This is a genomic window from Bacillus sp. AK031 (genome assembly GCF_053903065.1).
The window spans coordinates 3640670-3655775 of the sequence record NZ_CP096424.1 but is presented as its reverse complement, the minus strand read 5'-3'; the positions used below and the strand labels follow the sequence as shown (position 1 = coordinate 3655775).

Here is a 15106-nt window from a genome sequence, read left to right as displayed (position 1 = left end):
AAAGCCCGGCTGCCAATTGCGGCCGGGCTTATCTGTCGTTAATGCTTTAGTGCTTCACCGCACGAAGAGGGACAGTCCCTCTTCGTGCGTTAACGCATTAAAGTGTTTGGGCACAGGAGGATTGCCGTCACCCTGTCAAAGGGTTCAAACTGAGCGAATCCAGCGCCTGGTTCACACCATCCAGGTCATAGATTTCTTTTTCGAGGCAGAAACGGATCACAAGGTCATAGGTATCGCTGCCCGACAACGAAAAACCGGCTGAGTTCAGCAGGCCTTCGGTATCATATGTATCGAGCTTGAGGGCAAGCGCGAGTGCGATCGCTGTATTTTTCCCCACCTTATAAGCGGGATTGGATCTTATTTTCGAAAAAAGTTTACGGTCGATCCCGGCGCGTTTATACACTTCAGGGTCGGTAAGTCCTTTTTCATCAATAAAATGGAACAACTCTTCACGAAAAGAAGGTTTTTCATTCATTTTAATAAAGTCATCCAATTCACTGTGTTTCACACTCTCCATGATTTCACTATCAACCTGGTAGTGTGATTCGCAAATATCCATCAGTGGAACGTTCTCAAGATGCTCCCGTACATAATCCTTCAACTCTTTTAAAATCTTTTGGTCAAGCATAATCGATACCTCCCTTAAATGTCGCTCAGCAGGCGACCAAAAGATGGATGTAATTAGCTATCATTATATCATCAACAAGTTGAAGGAGATGGATGGAATGGATAAAAACCTGACGGAAGTGGTATTTTTGATTGATCGCAGCGGTTCAATGGCTGGGTTGGAAAGCGATACGATCGGCGGGTTCAATGGGTTTGTTAAAAGGCAGTGTGAAATGGAAGGGGAAACGGTTTTAACGACTGTCTTGTTCGATGATCAGTATGAGATCTTGTGGCAGGGTGCAGAGGCACACAAGATAAAGCTGACAGACAGGGAGTATTACGTGAGAGGCTGCACAGCCCTGCTGGATGCAGTCGGGAAGACAATTTCAGAAGTCGGCCGGAGACTCGATCAGACACCTGAGGAACGAAAGCCCGGCAACGTAATTTTTGTGATCACCACAGATGGGTTGGAGAATGCAAGCAGGGAATTCAGTTACGAAAAAATCAAACACATGATCAGCCATCAGCAGGAAAAGTACAATTGGGAGTTCATTTTCATGGGTGCCAACATCGATGTAGCCCAAGAAGCGGACCACCTCGGAATCCATGCTGAAAATGCCTATGACTTTGAAGCGACAGATGAAGGTGTAGAGAAAATGTATACGAAAATGAGTGAAGCAGTATCTGAGATGAGAACAAAGTGAATGGCTTTAGCATATTAACGCGCTAAGAGGGACTGTCCCTCTTAGCGCGTTAATGTGTTAAAGCCCCCTTGTTAGCGAATCTCAATCAAGTTAGACTAGATAATATCGGGAAGACTCTTGTTAATTTTGTATTTTGGTCGATACTATATAAAACAGGTCTTATTTCAAACTTTAATTGCGGGAGCATATACATAGTGGGACATAACACGAATAATTCTTTTATGAACATCGTTTTCATAGTCATTTTCATACAAATACTGCAGCTTATCCTGGGGCTGTATTTTCCTGTCGAGAATTTTTCCAACTTGATTATGCAAGTGGCTTTGACGGTCATTACGTTAGGGCTGGTGTATTTCATGCTAAAAGGGATATTCAAAACGACAAAGGAATTGAAAGTCACGAACGAGAAACTGAATCATATTTTCGATTCCCTGGATGTAGCGATCTGGTCTCATGATATTAAGACGGATGAATTACTGATAACCCCTGGAATTGAAAAGTTATATGGAAGGAAGCTGGAAGAATTCTATAATGATTTTCTTTTATGGAAAAAGGTCATTCATCCGGAGGATATTCCTGTTATGGAGGAGCGCAGCAAATGCCTCCAAACGGGGGAACCATGTACGAGCATTTACCGGATCATCAAGCCTGATGGGAATGTGCGCTGGATTCAGGACAGGGGAATTCCGACATTGGACGACAAAGGAAATCTTATTTATTTTTCCAGTGTCTTATTCGATATTACCGACCGAAGAGAAAGTGAGGATCAATATCGCAGCCTGGTTGAAATGTCGCCTGACCTCATTGCGGTAAGCCATCAAGGCCGATTTTTATATGTGAATGAGTCCGGAAGCAAGGTCTTGGGTTACAAAAATCCAGATGAGTTAATCGGGCAGGATATTTCAATATTTGTAAGCCATGAAGATATTGCTATGGTCCGAAAAGCTGTAGAAAATATAAAAGTTGCGGGAAAAACTGAAAATCTGATCTTTGAGATTAAGGCAAACCGCGCCGATGGCTCTCTCTTTGATGTCGAGGTTTCGGCTATGCCGATTCTCTATGATGGAAAACCTGCCATCCAATTGATTGGCCGGGATATTACGGAGAGGAAGAAGTCGGAACAGATGATTCGTGAGATGGCTTTTTATGATTCATTGACAGGGCTTCCGAACCGGAATCTATTTAAGCAGAGAGTCAGCGAAACCATTAAAAATTCTGCCTTTCAATCCTTTGCGATATTGTTCCTGGATTTGGATCGTTTTAAGGTCATTAATGATACAAAGGGGCATTCGACAGGAGATTCATTGCTGGTGGTTGTCGCCAAAAGGTTGAGAAGTGTAATCGAAAAAAGGGGCGAGGTATTCAGGCAGGGCGGTGACGAGTTCATCATTCTTCTTGAGAACAGCAGCAGGGAAGAGGTCTCCGATATATCCCGGCGGATTCTGCAAAGCTTTGTAAAACCGGTCGAAATATCCGGCCAGGAGTTCTTTGTCACCCCAAGTATTGGAATCAGCATGTATCCGGGAGACGGGTCTGATCAAGAGACGCTGATCAAGCATGCAGATACCGCGATGTATTTGGCAAAAGAGCGGGGGAAAAACAACTTCCAGTTCTATAATCAGGATTTAAACCGGAACACATCGAGAAAAATGGAGCTTGAAAATGAGCTGCGCAAAGCGTTGGAACTGGAGCAGTTTGTCCTGTTTTACCAACCGAAAGTGGAATTGGATAATGGCAGTGTACTAGGAGTCGAATCCTTGCTTCGCTGGAAGCACCCGGTTCTCGGGATGATATCTCCTGCTGAATTCATTCCCCTTGCTGAAGAAACCGGTTTGATCGTCCCGATTGGAAAGTGGGTGCTCCAGGAAGCATGCCGTCAGAGCAAGGAATGGGAAAAGAGCGGGATCGGCGAAATTCCGGTAGCGGTGAACATTTCTGTAAGGCAGATGCAGGATGATCATTTTGTTGCTTCAGTGGAAGAGGCACTGAATGAAACCGGTTTGGATCCAGGTTTTCTTGAACTGGAAATTACTGAAAGTATCATGCAGGACTTCGAAAGATCATCCGAAGTGCTGAAAAAACTTAAGAAGCTGGGTGTGACCATCAGTGTTGATGACTTCGGGACGGGATATTCCTCCCTTAACACACTGAGATATTTACCGATTGACCATCTGAAGATCGATAAATCGTTTGTGGATGATATCATCGATCACTCGAAGCATTCAAAAAATGGTTCCATCGTCAAAACGATCATCGATATGGGACAGAACATGCAATTTACCATTATCGCAGAAGGCGTAGAAGAAAAAGAGCAGGTGAACTTCCTGATCGAAAACTCCTGCGGGGTCGGCCAGGGCTACTACTACAGCAAGCCATTGCCGGCGGACGAGCTGGAAGAGTATCTGGTGAAAAACAAAGGACCAAAAGACTAACGCAGCAAAGGACCGCCTCCCGGAGGGGCGGTCCTTTGCCGCGTTAATGCGTCACCCAAGCATAAGGGACAGTCCCTCTTCACGCACTAACGCAGCAACGCTTTAAAGCACTAAGAGGGACAGTCCCTCTTAGTGCTTTAACGTAGTAAAGGATGGCAGCGATCTTCAGTTGCTTTTACCAGTTTGGTAGGGTATGCTCAAGCAGCGAGTGAGTAGAAGGGCTCTGGCTGAGTTCTTTTTTATACGATTGGACGTGATTACCCGATGAACTATATTTATATCTATTCTTGGGATGAAAATGAGGATGAATTGTGCGCAATGGAAACGCGGGCGCTTTTTGGTACGGATCTTAATTCCGGCATTTTGGAAAGCCGCCTGAAGGTCGATCCAAGCCGCAGCCCCTTTATCCGGGAAAGAATCGAGGTCCTCTGTGAAGGAGGCAGCCTGGAGGAATTGATTGAAAAAATAAGAGAGCTTCCTGAGATGGAAACGACCTTTAAAGTGATGTATGTACAGGAAACTGCTTTTTTGAATGAAGAAAAAGTGAGATTTGAAGAGCGGAGGAGCATTGAGCGCAAGGTGGGCATGAATATCCGCGGGGAGGCGGAACTATCTGAACCTGAAATAATTCTTGGTATTATCCAAGCAAATGGCCGCTGGATGTTCGGGCCTTATTGTAAAAATGAAGCCGTCTGGCTGAAGCACCAATGGAAGCCCAACAGTTACTCCACAGCACTCGGTACACGCGTAGCAAGGGCTGTCGCCAATATTGCTTTACCAGAACCGTCAGGCAAAAAAGCAATCGATCCTTGCTGCGGAATCGGAACGGTATTGATAGAAGCCCTGTCAATGGGCATGGATATCGATGGCAGCGACATCAATCCCCTCGTCCTGCCTGGTGTGAGGGAGAATATGGAATATTTTGGGCTCCGGGGCGAAGTCGCCTTACGCGATATTCGTAACGTTACGGAAACCTACGACGCCGCAGTAATCGACTTGCCATACAACCTGTGTTCCGTGATCACCGGGTCAGAACAGTTGGAGATGCTGGAGAGCGCCCGCCGGATTGCCGGAAGGCTGGTGCTTGTCACGATTGAACCTGTTGATGCGGTAATAAAAGAGGCCGGGTTTGAAATAGTGGATCGCTGCGTTGTAATGAAAGGGAATTTCAGGCGCGAAGTAATACTATGCGAGTAGATTGATAGGGAGGCACCTGTGCTGTTGCGGGTGTTTTTTTATGAAAAAATTGCCGTGAAATACCGTTTTGCCGAAAAAATTGGATATGGAAGATTAAGGCAAGGGTTGGCGGATAAATGACTCAAATCTGCCGGTAACTCGCAGCCGCCCCACTATCAAAATAAAATAATTCCTTAGACACACGAAATTAAGTATAATCAGAATGTACTTAAACTTCCAAACTATTAAAAATGAGGTGTGACAACTATGATCAAGCGATTTTTCAGCTATTACCGTCCTCATAAAAAGCTGTTTTACATAGACTTTTTCTGTGCGATGCTGGTCGGCTTACTGGAGCTCGGGTTTCCGCTGGCAGTTTCTTGGTTCATTGACGAACTTCTGCCAGCAGGAAACTGGGGACATATCACAGCGATCAGTGCAGGGCTGTTGACGTTGTACGTCATGAGTTCCGGGATGCAGTTTGTTGTGAACTATTGGGGACACAAGCTCGGAATCAATATAGAAACGGATATGCGCCGCGAGCTTTTCAACCATGTCCAGCGCCAGTCGTTCCGTTTTTTTGACAATACGAAAACAGGCCATATTATGAGCCGGATCACCAATGACCTGATGGATATCGGTGAACTTGCCCATCACGGCCCAGAGGATTTCTTCATTGCCATCATGACCTTTATCGGAGCGTTTTGGATCATGCTGACGATCAATGTGAAGCTCGCACTTGTGGCGATTATCATTGTGCCGTTTCTCGTCTGGCTGATTTCCTACTCGAATATTAAGATGAATGCAGCGTGGACGAAAATGTACGGCAACATTGCCGACGTCAATGCACGTGTGGAAGACAGTGTCTCCGGTGCGCGTGTCGTTCAGTCTTTTACAAACGAAGAATTTGAAAAAGAACGTTTTAATAAAAACAATCTTTTTTACCGAAAATCAAAGTTGCAGGCTTACAATGTCATGAGCTGGAACCTGTCGGGGATTTATATTGTCACCAGGCTGATGACGCTTGTTATCCTTGTTTACGGAGCGTGGCTCAGCTTTTCTGGGGAATTGTCCTATGGTGAACTGGTTGCGTTCATCCTTTATCTTAATGCTCTCTTCAAGCCAATCGATAAAATCAGCGCACTTCTCGAACTGTATCCAAAGGGAATGGCAGGCTTCAAGCGTTTTGCTGAACTGATGGATGAAGAACCGGATATTGAAAATAAGCCGGATGCGATTGAAGCGCCTGCTTTAAGAGGGGACATCCGTTTCAGGAATGTCAGCTTTGGCTACGAAAATAACCGTACCATTTTGAATGACTTGTCCTTTTCGATTCAAGCCGGAACGACGGTAGCTTTTGTCGGCCCGTCCGGTGCTGGGAAAACGACGATCTGTTCGCTGATTCCGCGCTTCTATGATGTAGAGGCAGGGGCGATAACGGTTGATGGAATTGATATACGGGATATGACAAAAGAATCGCTGCGCTCCAATATCGGCATCGTCCAGCAGGATGTTTTCCTGTTTACTGGGACGCTGAGAGAAAACATTGCCTATGGAAGGCTGGATGCATTCCAGCAGGATATCGAAGAGGCAGTTCGCAAAGCGCATCTTACAGAGCTTGTTGCATCTCTGCCTGATGGCTATGATACACAAATCGGAGAGAGGGGTCTGAAGCTTTCCGGAGGGCAGAAGCAGAGGCTGGCGATTGCCCGGATGTTCCTTAAAGACCCGGCGATTCTCATCCTCGATGAAGCGACATCTGCGCTGGATACCGAAACGGAAGCGATTATCCAGGATGCCCTGAATGATCTCTCCAAGGACCGGACGACGCTGATTATTGCCCACCGCCTGGCGACAATCAAAAAAGCGGACCGGATCATGGTTATCACGGAAAATGGAATTGCTGAAGATGGATCGCATTCTGATCTGCTGGCACAGGAGAATGGCATTTTTGCTAAGCTCCATGCGCATCAGCATTAAAAATAGGCCTGCTATCGTCCGATAGCAGGCTTTCTTTTTTGAATTCATTCGACAAATTCCGGGGCGTGCCTGTCATGCCTATAATACTGGAGGCTTGCGGTGCTTCGTTCCCTGTTCATAACTATAAGCGATTTCAATCAGGGAAGGTTCGCTGTAGGCTTTGCCGGTGAAAGTGATGCCTACCGGCTCTCCTTCTGTTGTGTATCCTGCAGGAACTGTGATGGAAGGGTAGCCTGCTTTTGCAGGGATCATGGCACCGAAGTTATTAGGAAACACTATGGCATCAAGTCTTTGTTCCTTCATTACAGCATCAATGCCGCTTTCTCTTGAGAGATAATGGTCTTTCTCCAGGCTGTTCAGATAGGCAGGATCAAGCAGGCCTTTCGTTGCCTCTGATTCCTCCATCACCTTTTGTCCGTACTTTAATGCCGCCTCACCGGTTTCATTGTTAAAACGAATAACATCGCTCAATGAGCGGATACCGACAGAAGGATCAACATTTTTCAGGTAAGAGTTGATTCCAGACTTAAACTCATAGAGCAGGACGTTAATATCCCAGTCTGCTTCTGTAGATGGAATTTCAACGGAATCAATGACGTCGGCGCCAAGGTCGGCTAGCTTCGCAACTGCCTCATTCATGATTTCAAGCTGTGACTCGTTCAAATAATCAAAATAAGTACTGCGGGCAATTCCGATTCTTTTGCCTCGCAGGCCATCTTGTAAAAGGTGTTCAACGAAATTTGTATCCAATAGCTCATTGGCAGCTGTAATGGCATCTTTGCCATCAACACCCTGGAGAGCCTGAAGCAGGATCGCCGCATCGGTAACAGTCCGGGCTATAGGTCCGGCTGTATCCTGCGTATGAGAAATTGGGATGACTCCGGTCCGGCTGATCAATCCGACAGTAGGCTTGATTCCGACAAGGGAGTTTTGGCTTGCCGGACTTAAAATCGAGCCTGACGTTTCCGTTCCAACCGAAACAGCAGCGAAATTAGAAGCTATGGCGGCAGCAGACCCCGCGCTCGAACCTCCGACCATAAAGCCGGCGCCATATGGATTCAATACTTGTCCACCTCTGGAGCTGTAACCGGTCGGCATCTTTTCTGCCATGAAATTGGCCCACTCGGTCAGGTTTGTTTTTCCGAGAATCACCGCTCCTGCTTCACGAAGTTTCTTGACCAGAAATGCGTCCTCTTTTGCATACGATTCGGCCAAAGCAAGCGAACCTGCACTTGTATGCATATTATCGCCAGTGTCAATATTGTCTTTCAGAAGAACCGGAATTCCGTGCAGAGGTCCGCGGCTTCCTTTTGTCTTTCTTTCGTAATCCAAAGAAGCTGCAATATGGAGGGCATCCGGATTCATTTCGATCACAGAATTGATTCCCGGTCCGGACAGGTCAAATTCTGCAATTCTGTCCAAATACATCAGAACCAGGTCTTCAGAAGTGATTTCATTGTTATGTAATTTTTGCTGGATATCCTCAATCACAGCTTCCGGCAACCATTCATTTTTTAAGGATTCGAGTTGTGGATTTTTCATGGTTTTCTGTCCTTTCTGCTGTAAAATAGTCAACTTTAAGGTAAGTATACGCTTTATGAAAGATAAATCCCTGCATTCTGCTTAAATATTGAATATAGAGGTTTACCCCTCTGTAAATCGGGAATTAAAGAAGAGGATATTAAAAGAGGGAGAGAAATACAATTAAGAAAATTCGGAAATGATTTATAAAATACTGAAAAATCAAACAATTTGTGATAAAATGAAAGGTAACACTTATTTAGCACAAGACAAGAAGGAGGGAAACAGATGTCAATGCTTATGTGGGTATTAGGATGCACCCTGTTCTTTTCCATTGTTATCGCCTTCCTAAGGCCGAGGAGAAGTTCGTTTGAAGAACAGGAAAATGAGAGAATTATTCAAGAAGAAGGCAGAGCAAGGGCCAACAGCTGGTTCGGAGGCTGAATATCCTGAGAACGCAAGCTTACTAAAGAGCTTGTGTTTTTTTATGCGAAAAATATTGAAAAAAAAGAGGCGCAATCCCTATAGATGGGCTGCGTCTCTAAATTGTTTATTCCACCGTTCCGCTTTCTTTAACGAAGGAAGGTCATTCAAAATATCTCCCGGCCGTACTCCCGCACCGATCAAATAGTCCTTGAATTCCATGTTCACAAATTCAAAAATATAGTTGAACTGCTGTACAAGCGGCAGCCCCTTGATGTTTGCACTGCTGCCTCCCGTGATGACAACATAAGCTTTTTTCTTTGTCAGCTCTTCCTTTAGGTTAAAACGATCGTCGCGCAGGTACTGTGACCAGCGATCGAAGAAGTTCTTCATTGGACCGCTCATCCCATACCAATATAGGGGAGTGGCAAATAATAAAACGTCATGTTCAAGCATCAGGTGAACAAGTTCTTCGTACTCATCATTTACAGGGGAAAAACCTTCTTCGGTATGCCTCATGTCAATAATCGGCTCTATATGTTTATCCGCTAACTTCACGACCGTATGCTCTGTGCCTTCGAGTATTTTCTGTGAAAGGTACTCAGAGTTCCCATTCTTCCTTGTGCTTCCCAGCAAAGCTAAAATCTTCATCAGCATACACTCCTCTTTCTATTCATATGTAGTATATTTCAAAAAGCCTATTCTGTTTCCAATTGTTCCGGATTCTAATTAAAAATAACACAAAATCCCTATATTGGCCTGACTTATGCCTGACTTCATTTTCCTCAAAAGCAGGATTGTCATTCGGAACACTCCTATTGTTTAGAATGTCCATATAAATAACAACCAAATTTAAGCTGTTTTTGAAAGACATTTTTTTAGAAAAGGTTTTGTTAAGGGGTTCAGTTGTTTTTAGAAGCCTATTGAGTTTATGTTGCCTGATTTTCGCTCCAGGTGTGCGACTCGCGGGGCGGGCATTGAACTAAAAAGCGGAAGCGGCCGTTCAGCGGCGTACACATTATTGGGTTCACGCATGAGATTAAAATAACTTAACAAGTTCACTGATTCAAAATTGCCCCTTTCTTCAAATTAAGTCGCTCCCTTTGTTAAATAAGCGATTCTCAATTCATGTCCCCCCTCCAACATAAAAGCGAGAACCAATGAAGAACCAGTACCATGAGCTAACACCATAAGGGAAGAAATTTCCCTTATGGAAGATATGTCGAGGAAAACAGGTCAATTAAGGGAAAAATTTTCCGTTATTTACTTGAAAATCATCAAAATTGGGTTACTAAGCATGGTTAACGGAAAATCCTTCCCTTATTTTCCTCTCCCCAGCTGAATTCTGCAGTTTAACGGAAAAATTTTCTCTTATTTTAAATATCCTTCTTATTGGTGACATACTCAATTAGTGAACTTTAGTACACCCAAAACAGAACTACGTAGTTTTACCAGTGATATCCTTAATAAAGGTATTGATACCCAGAAAGCTGGCGAATGGGAGTATAATAAAAAAACAAAATACACAAAAACCTCGTAACATCCGGCCTCGTCTAAATGTATGGGAGGGGAAAAAGTGGAAGAGCTAATGACTGAAATGTTTGAACTTGAAGATAAAGAGATAATGATCGATGAAATCATGAGAAATTACGGACAGGATATTCTGCAGCTTGTGTTTTCATATGTCCATAATCAAACCATTGCTGAGGACCTGACCCAGGAGATCTTTGTTAAGTGCTATAAAAATCTGCATACCTATAATCGGAAATCGAAACTAAAGACATGGTTATGGAGGATCGCCATCAATCACAGTAAAGATTACCTGAAAAGCTGGTATAACAACAAGGTGGTTTTCACAGAAACAGAAGCCACTGACAGGCAGAGCGGAAAAAGTGTAGAAGAGTCCGTCATCAGGCAGGAAGAGGATGAAGAGCTGGCGGGGGCAGTAATGAATCTGCCGGTCCAATACAGGGAAGTCATCTATTTATATTATTTTGAAGAGATGCAGATCAAAGAAATTGCCAAGGTGACAGAACAGAAAACAAATACAGTCAAGACACGGTTAAGAAGAGCCAAGAGCCTGCTGAAAGAACAATTGGGAGGGGAGCAATAATGGAAAATCGATTAAAGAATCTGAAAAGAGCAATGAAGAACACAACATTCAGGGGACTGGATTTCAATGAGGCACATCGCAATGAAATACATAGTAAACTCCTCCACGAAGAAAAAGATGAAGACATCCTGTTTGCGGTCATGCAGCTGCTGGCTTCTGAAAAAACAGGCTTTCAAGTGGCGAAGCAGTTGAGAAGCAGGGGCATTCAAAAATTTGAGGATAAAGAAGGTCTTCTTTATACGGTGCTTCACAGAATGGAGAGTAAAGGCTATCTGGAATCAGCGTGGATAGAAGAGAGCGGGAAGCTGTACAAGCTGAGCAATAAAGGCAGGAGGCTTTTGAAAAAGCAGGAGAAAAACAATGTAGAGGTTAAAAGTGTCCTTGGCACCTTGGTGGAGGTGAGGCAATAGTGGGCGGAAAAAGAAAACAGTTCTTGGATGATGTCCTGTTCCACATCAAATCCACTGAAGCAAAGTCCCTCGTCTCCCGGGAACTGAATGATCATATGGATGCTGAGAAAAAGAGATTGATTGAACAGGGTTACGCCGATGAAGCAGCAGAAGAAACAGCTGTTAAGCAGATGGGCAACCCTGCTGCACTCGGGAAGGACTTCAATAAAATCCATAAGCCGAAAATTGACTGGTGGCTGTCAGGGCTGTTGCTCATTACCATTGCTTTCAGTATTCTGCCGATGCTTACGTGGAATATGGAGGGCGCTTACTTCGCGAAATCGAAAGCCATCATTACCCTTCTTGGGATCGGGGCAGCAATCGGGCTGATGCTGATTGATTACAGAAAGCTATTCAGATACAAATGGTTCTTCTATGGAGCAGGAATATTGATTTTGTTCATGCTTATCACAATCCCCAACCAGCAAATCAATGGTGTTCCCATGCTGGCTGTTGGGCGGTTGTCCATAGAAAGTATAATGGCTCTTCCGTTCTTTTATATTGCATGGTCTGCTATTTTCGCAGAGAAAGAGTTGAAATTAGTGAAGGCGGGAGCTTTATTTATTGTCCCTTTATTGTTGTTTTTGGCAATTGGGTATTTAACAACGGCCTTCATTTATATCATCATGGTGTTCACAATGATTTGGTGGAGTTCTGTTAAAAGAAGAATCATTTCAGCGTTTCTCGCTGGAATTATCATCATGGGACTTTTGATTATGACAAGAAGCCTGGAATATAAAGAACGGTTTGTCGCGTTCTTAAATCCCGAAGAGTATGCCAAAACAAGTGGATATATGTACCTGAGGATCAAAGAATTGATCAGCCAGGCAGGATGGTTTGGCCGGTTTGGGGAAACGGAGTTCATTCCATCCGCACATACCGACTTTGTGTTTGTCAGTTTTACCTTTCAATATGGCTGGCTGCTGGCAGCTTTACTTTTTGCAACCCTGTTATTCCTAATGATGCGTATGGTTCTTATAAGTATAAAAGTAAGGGATCACTTCGGTAAGCTGCTGGTTATCGGGGGAGTATCATTGTTCACTGTTCAATTCATTTATAATATCGGAATGCTGATGGGCTTCCTGCCGATGCTCGGTATTTCACTCCCCTTCATCAGCTACGGCTTGATGCCGACATTGTTAAACTCAATAATTGTAGGAATTGTGCTCAGTGTATACCGCCGCAAGGATTTTGTTATGGCAACTGTTAATTAAACCTGGTTTTTAATTTCCAAGCAGATTTAACGGAATCTAATATCTGTGGAATGGTGAAAGAGGAAACCTTACAACTGAAATAGAATAACTTAAAAAGCTCTGAGGCATTATGCCTCAGAGCTTTTCAATTACTACTTTAAGTTTTCAGGATTCAACCCAGCCAATGACTCCACCACAAACCTGCCATCCTTACTGATCAGCACATCGTCGAAATAGATCTCCCCGCCGCCAAACTCAGGCTTGAGCATCAATACAATGTCCCAATGAATAGAAGATTTGTTGCCATTATCAGCTACTTCGTACGCTTCCCCAATGGCAAGATGGAGGCTGCCGTTTATTTTTTCATCAAATCCGATATCATTCATGATGTGATCGATATATGGATTCACTCCTATGGCAAATTCGCCGATATACCTTGCGCCTTCATCTGAATCAAGAAGTTCTGTGAGTTTTTGAGTATTATCACTTTGGCAGGAGGTGATTTTTCCGTTTTCAAATGTCAGTTCCACATTATTGAAGGTTTGCCCGCCATAGATTGATTTCGTGTTAAACGTGATTTTCCCATTGACCGAGTCCTTAATCGGAGCGGTGAATACCTCTCCATCCGGAAGGTTGATTTTGCCGTCACATTTGATGGACGGCATGTTTTTAATTGAGAAACTGAGGTCTGTATCAGGAGCTGTGATGCGGACCTTTTCTGTTTCATCCATCAATTTCACAAGTGAATCCATCGCCTCGGACATCTTGCTGTAATCCATTGTACAGGTTTTATAAAGAAAGTCTGAATAAGCGTCTGTGCTCATTTCGGCAAGCTGGGCATAGCCCTTTGTCGGAATGTTGAACAGCACCCATTTTTTCTTCAGCTGTTCGTCGTTGACCGGCTTATAAGCCTGGCGGTAAGCATTTCTTTTATCAGAAGGGATATCGGCATATTCGGAAATATTGTTTTCACCTAAGATCAGAATGACCGAATCCATTTCCTTCATTTGATCGAGTTTCAACTTGGCATCCAGCTGGAACTGTTCTTTCGTGCCGGACAGCATCATTTTCCGGTTCACTCTGTAATCACTCCGGTCAACGAATACCTGGCCGCCAGCTTTGAAGGTTTCATCTATGAAAGGAGCGATATAGTCATATTCTCCAACATCCAGAGCAATAATCAATACCTTGTCCCCCTGTTTTACATTCAAAGAATAGTGGACAACCGTTTCAGCGAGCATTTGCAATCGAGAATCCATGCTGTTTTCCTCCAAAATTCAGTTTGGTGACAGTACATATCGGTAAATACCGAGCCGCAGGCAAGAACGAAAGCGGAATGCAGCTGTCACTAAAATATACGTCATACCGTTTCATTCTAGCACAAAGCCTTCCTGATAGCCTGCAGATTATAAGCTGTATAAATCAAATCTTTTAACAGAAGATAGATAAAAAAGGGCTTATGGAGGTAAAGATGAAATACTTGAAATCAAGAGTCACAACGCTATCCATATTGGCTGTATTGTTCCTTCTGACTCCCATTCTGGCGCAAGCCCACGTGAAATGGTTTACAGAAAGGACGCCTGAAAAGGTAGCGATCGAAGAAATATTATCTCCCATGTTCATGACACTGTCACTGATAGTGGCCGTTCTATTATCTGTTATCACCCTGATCCTGCAACCGATGATTGAGAAGATTCCATTTGTACAAAGAGTGAACGATTCTCTTGATCATTATCGGGTTTCTTCACGATACATTCTTAAATACGGGACGGCCTTGGCATTGGTCGTTCAAGTTCTGTCGGGTTCGATCTTTGCGCCGGAATTTGAGATACATAACCAGGCGATGCTCATAGGAGTCTGGGCAACAATCGTCCTCTTGTGCATCCCGATTCACTATGCCACAAAGGCAGGAGCACTTGTTCTTTTGGGATTGTTTATCTATCAGCTCAGTGAAACAGGTTTGTTCCATATGCTTGATTATGGTTTCTACCTTGCCATCATCGCTGTGTTATTGATTGGGAAAACCAAGCTTGAGAATTGGGGATTTCCATTTTTGTATTTGGGAACAGGTTTGTCCTTGTGCTGGGTTGCGGTTGAAAAGTGGGTGTATCCTGCCATGAGTGTCGATATCATCCACCGCCATGGTGTTCCGACTTTTGGGTTCGCTCCGGAAACCTTTGTAGTTCTGGCAGCATTCATTGAATTTGTGGTCGGTTATCTTCTCATAGTTGGAATTTTGAACAGGGTATTGGCCTTTGTCCTGACACTCATTTTCATATCCACAACCATGCTTTTCGGGGTAACCGAGATTGTCGGCCATTTGATGATTCATATTGTCCTGATCATTTTCATTATTGAAGGAGTATCTTTCTACGACCCTCCCATCAAAATCCATAAAACAAGGTTGGATCAGATCGTCTTCATCTTCCTGAACTTTCTCTTTACGCTTTCGATTTTTGTTCTTTTGTATTATCGGTTTGCTTAGGTTTTCATTCAAGCAGAAAGAAAG

At 43.9% G+C, this 15106-nt stretch carries 13 protein-coding genes; 9 read left to right on the top strand and 4 right to left on the bottom strand.

The window, feature by feature from the left end:
* Positions 1-127: 127 nt before the first annotated feature.
* Positions 128-628, bottom strand: coding sequence for a hypothetical protein (locus M1E09_RS18690; RefSeq protein ID WP_456272327.1), 501 nt, complete (start codon positions 626-628; stop codon positions 128-130).
* Positions 629-671: 43 nt separating this feature from the next.
* Between M1E09_RS18690 and M1E09_RS18685 the strand changes: the two genes are divergently transcribed.
* From M1E09_RS18685 to M1E09_RS18670, 4 genes are all read left to right on the top strand, one after another.
* Positions 672-1310: a vWA domain-containing protein gene (locus M1E09_RS18685; RefSeq protein WP_456272326.1), complete on the top strand. Its 639-nt coding sequence runs from the start codon at positions 672-674 to the stop codon at positions 1308-1310.
* Positions 1311-1504: 194 nt separating this feature from the next.
* A complete protein-coding gene (locus M1E09_RS18680; protein WP_456272325.1) occupies positions 1505-3742 on the top strand; it encodes a bifunctional diguanylate cyclase/phosphodiesterase in 2238 nt (745 codons plus the stop codon).
* 264 nt (positions 3743-4006) lie between these two features.
* On the top strand, positions 4007-4939 hold the full coding sequence (locus tag M1E09_RS18675; RefSeq protein ID WP_456272324.1) for a TRM11 family SAM-dependent methyltransferase: 933 nt from the start codon (positions 4007-4009) through the stop codon (positions 4937-4939).
* Between the two features lie 246 nt (positions 4940-5185).
* Positions 5186-6898 (top strand): ABC transporter ATP-binding protein, encoded by a 1713-nt coding sequence (locus tag M1E09_RS18670; protein ID WP_456272323.1) that lies wholly within the window; start codon positions 5186-5188, stop codon positions 6896-6898.
* 78 nt (positions 6899-6976) lie between these two features.
* On the opposite strand, the gene M1E09_RS18665 is transcribed toward M1E09_RS18670, so the two are convergent.
* The gene (locus M1E09_RS18665) at positions 6977-8440 is read right to left on the bottom strand and encodes an amidase (RefSeq protein ID WP_456272322.1); all 1464 of its coding nucleotides are present in this window, start codon (positions 8438-8440) and stop codon (positions 6977-6979) included.
* Between the two features lie 267 nt (positions 8441-8707).
* On the opposite strand from M1E09_RS18665, the gene M1E09_RS18660 reads away from it, so the two are divergent.
* The gene (locus M1E09_RS18660) at positions 8708-8863 is read left to right on the top strand and encodes a hypothetical protein (RefSeq protein ID WP_456272321.1); all 156 of its coding nucleotides are present in this window, start codon (positions 8708-8710) and stop codon (positions 8861-8863) included.
* 78 nt (positions 8864-8941) lie between these two features.
* On the opposite strand, the gene M1E09_RS18655 is transcribed toward M1E09_RS18660, so the two are convergent.
* On the bottom strand, positions 8942-9493 hold the full coding sequence (locus M1E09_RS18655) for a flavodoxin family protein (RefSeq protein WP_456272320.1): 552 nt from the start codon (positions 9491-9493) through the stop codon (positions 8942-8944).
* A 925-nt stretch (positions 9494-10418) separates the two neighbouring features.
* Between M1E09_RS18655 and M1E09_RS18650 the strand changes: the two genes are divergently transcribed.
* From M1E09_RS18650 to M1E09_RS18640, 3 genes are read left to right on the top strand one after another with little or no spacing between them, the layout of a single operon-like run.
* Positions 10419-10955 carry a sigma-70 family RNA polymerase sigma factor gene (locus tag M1E09_RS18650; protein ID WP_456272319.1) on the top strand — a complete coding sequence of 179 codons (537 nt, stop codon included), beginning with the start codon at positions 10419-10421 and terminating at the stop codon, positions 10953-10955.
* Positions 10955-11365, top strand: coding sequence for a PadR family transcriptional regulator (locus tag M1E09_RS18645; RefSeq protein WP_456272318.1), 411 nt, complete (start codon positions 10955-10957; stop codon positions 11363-11365). Before M1E09_RS18650 ends, M1E09_RS18645 begins: the two co-directional genes overlap by 1 nt.
* Positions 11365-12618, top strand: coding sequence for an FtsW/RodA/SpoVE family cell cycle protein (locus tag M1E09_RS18640; protein ID WP_456272317.1), 1254 nt, complete (start codon positions 11365-11367; stop codon positions 12616-12618). The genes M1E09_RS18645 and M1E09_RS18640 overlap by 1 nt, the downstream gene beginning before the upstream one ends.
* 131 nt (positions 12619-12749) lie before the next feature.
* On the opposite strand, the gene M1E09_RS18635 is transcribed toward M1E09_RS18640, so the two are convergent.
* Positions 12750-13856 carry an aminopeptidase gene (locus M1E09_RS18635; protein WP_456272316.1) on the bottom strand — a complete coding sequence of 369 codons (1107 nt, stop codon included), beginning with the start codon at positions 13854-13856 and terminating at the stop codon, positions 12750-12752.
* A gap of 212 nt (positions 13857-14068) precedes the next feature.
* Here M1E09_RS18635 and M1E09_RS18630 point away from each other — a divergent pair, with 212 nt between their 5' ends.
* A complete protein-coding gene (locus M1E09_RS18630; RefSeq protein ID WP_456272315.1) occupies positions 14069-15082 on the top strand; it encodes a DoxX family membrane protein in 1014 nt (337 codons plus the stop codon).
* Positions 15083-15106 lie beyond the last annotated feature (24 nt).

Coding starts and splice junctions, on each gene's coding strand:
- M1E09_RS18690 (WP_456272327.1), bottom strand. CDS start 628: ATGCTTGACCAAAAGATTTTAAAAGAGTTGAAGGATTATGTACGGGAG.
- M1E09_RS18685 (WP_456272326.1), top strand. CDS start 672: ATGGATGTAATTAGCTATCATTATATCATCAACAAGTTGAAGGAGATG.
- M1E09_RS18675 (WP_456272324.1), top strand. CDS start 4,007: ATGAACTATATTTATATCTATTCTTGGGATGAAAATGAGGATGAATTG.
- M1E09_RS18670 (WP_456272323.1), top strand. CDS start 5,186: ATGATCAAGCGATTTTTCAGCTATTACCGTCCTCATAAAAAGCTGTTT.
- M1E09_RS18665 (WP_456272322.1), bottom strand. CDS start 8,440: ATGAAAAATCCACAACTCGAATCCTTAAAAAATGAATGGTTGCCGGAA.
- M1E09_RS18660 (WP_456272321.1), top strand. CDS start 8,708: ATGTCAATGCTTATGTGGGTATTAGGATGCACCCTGTTCTTTTCCATT.
- M1E09_RS18655 (WP_456272320.1), bottom strand. CDS start 9,493: ATGAAGATTTTAGCTTTGCTGGGAAGCACAAGGAAGAATGGGAACTCT.
- M1E09_RS18645 (WP_456272318.1), top strand. CDS start 10,955: ATGGAAAATCGATTAAAGAATCTGAAAAGAGCAATGAAGAACACAACA.
- M1E09_RS18635 (WP_456272316.1), bottom strand. CDS start 13,856: ATGGATTCTCGATTGCAAATGCTCGCTGAAACGGTTGTCCACTATTCT.
- M1E09_RS18630 (WP_456272315.1), top strand. CDS start 14,069: ATGAAATACTTGAAATCAAGAGTCACAACGCTATCCATATTGGCTGTA.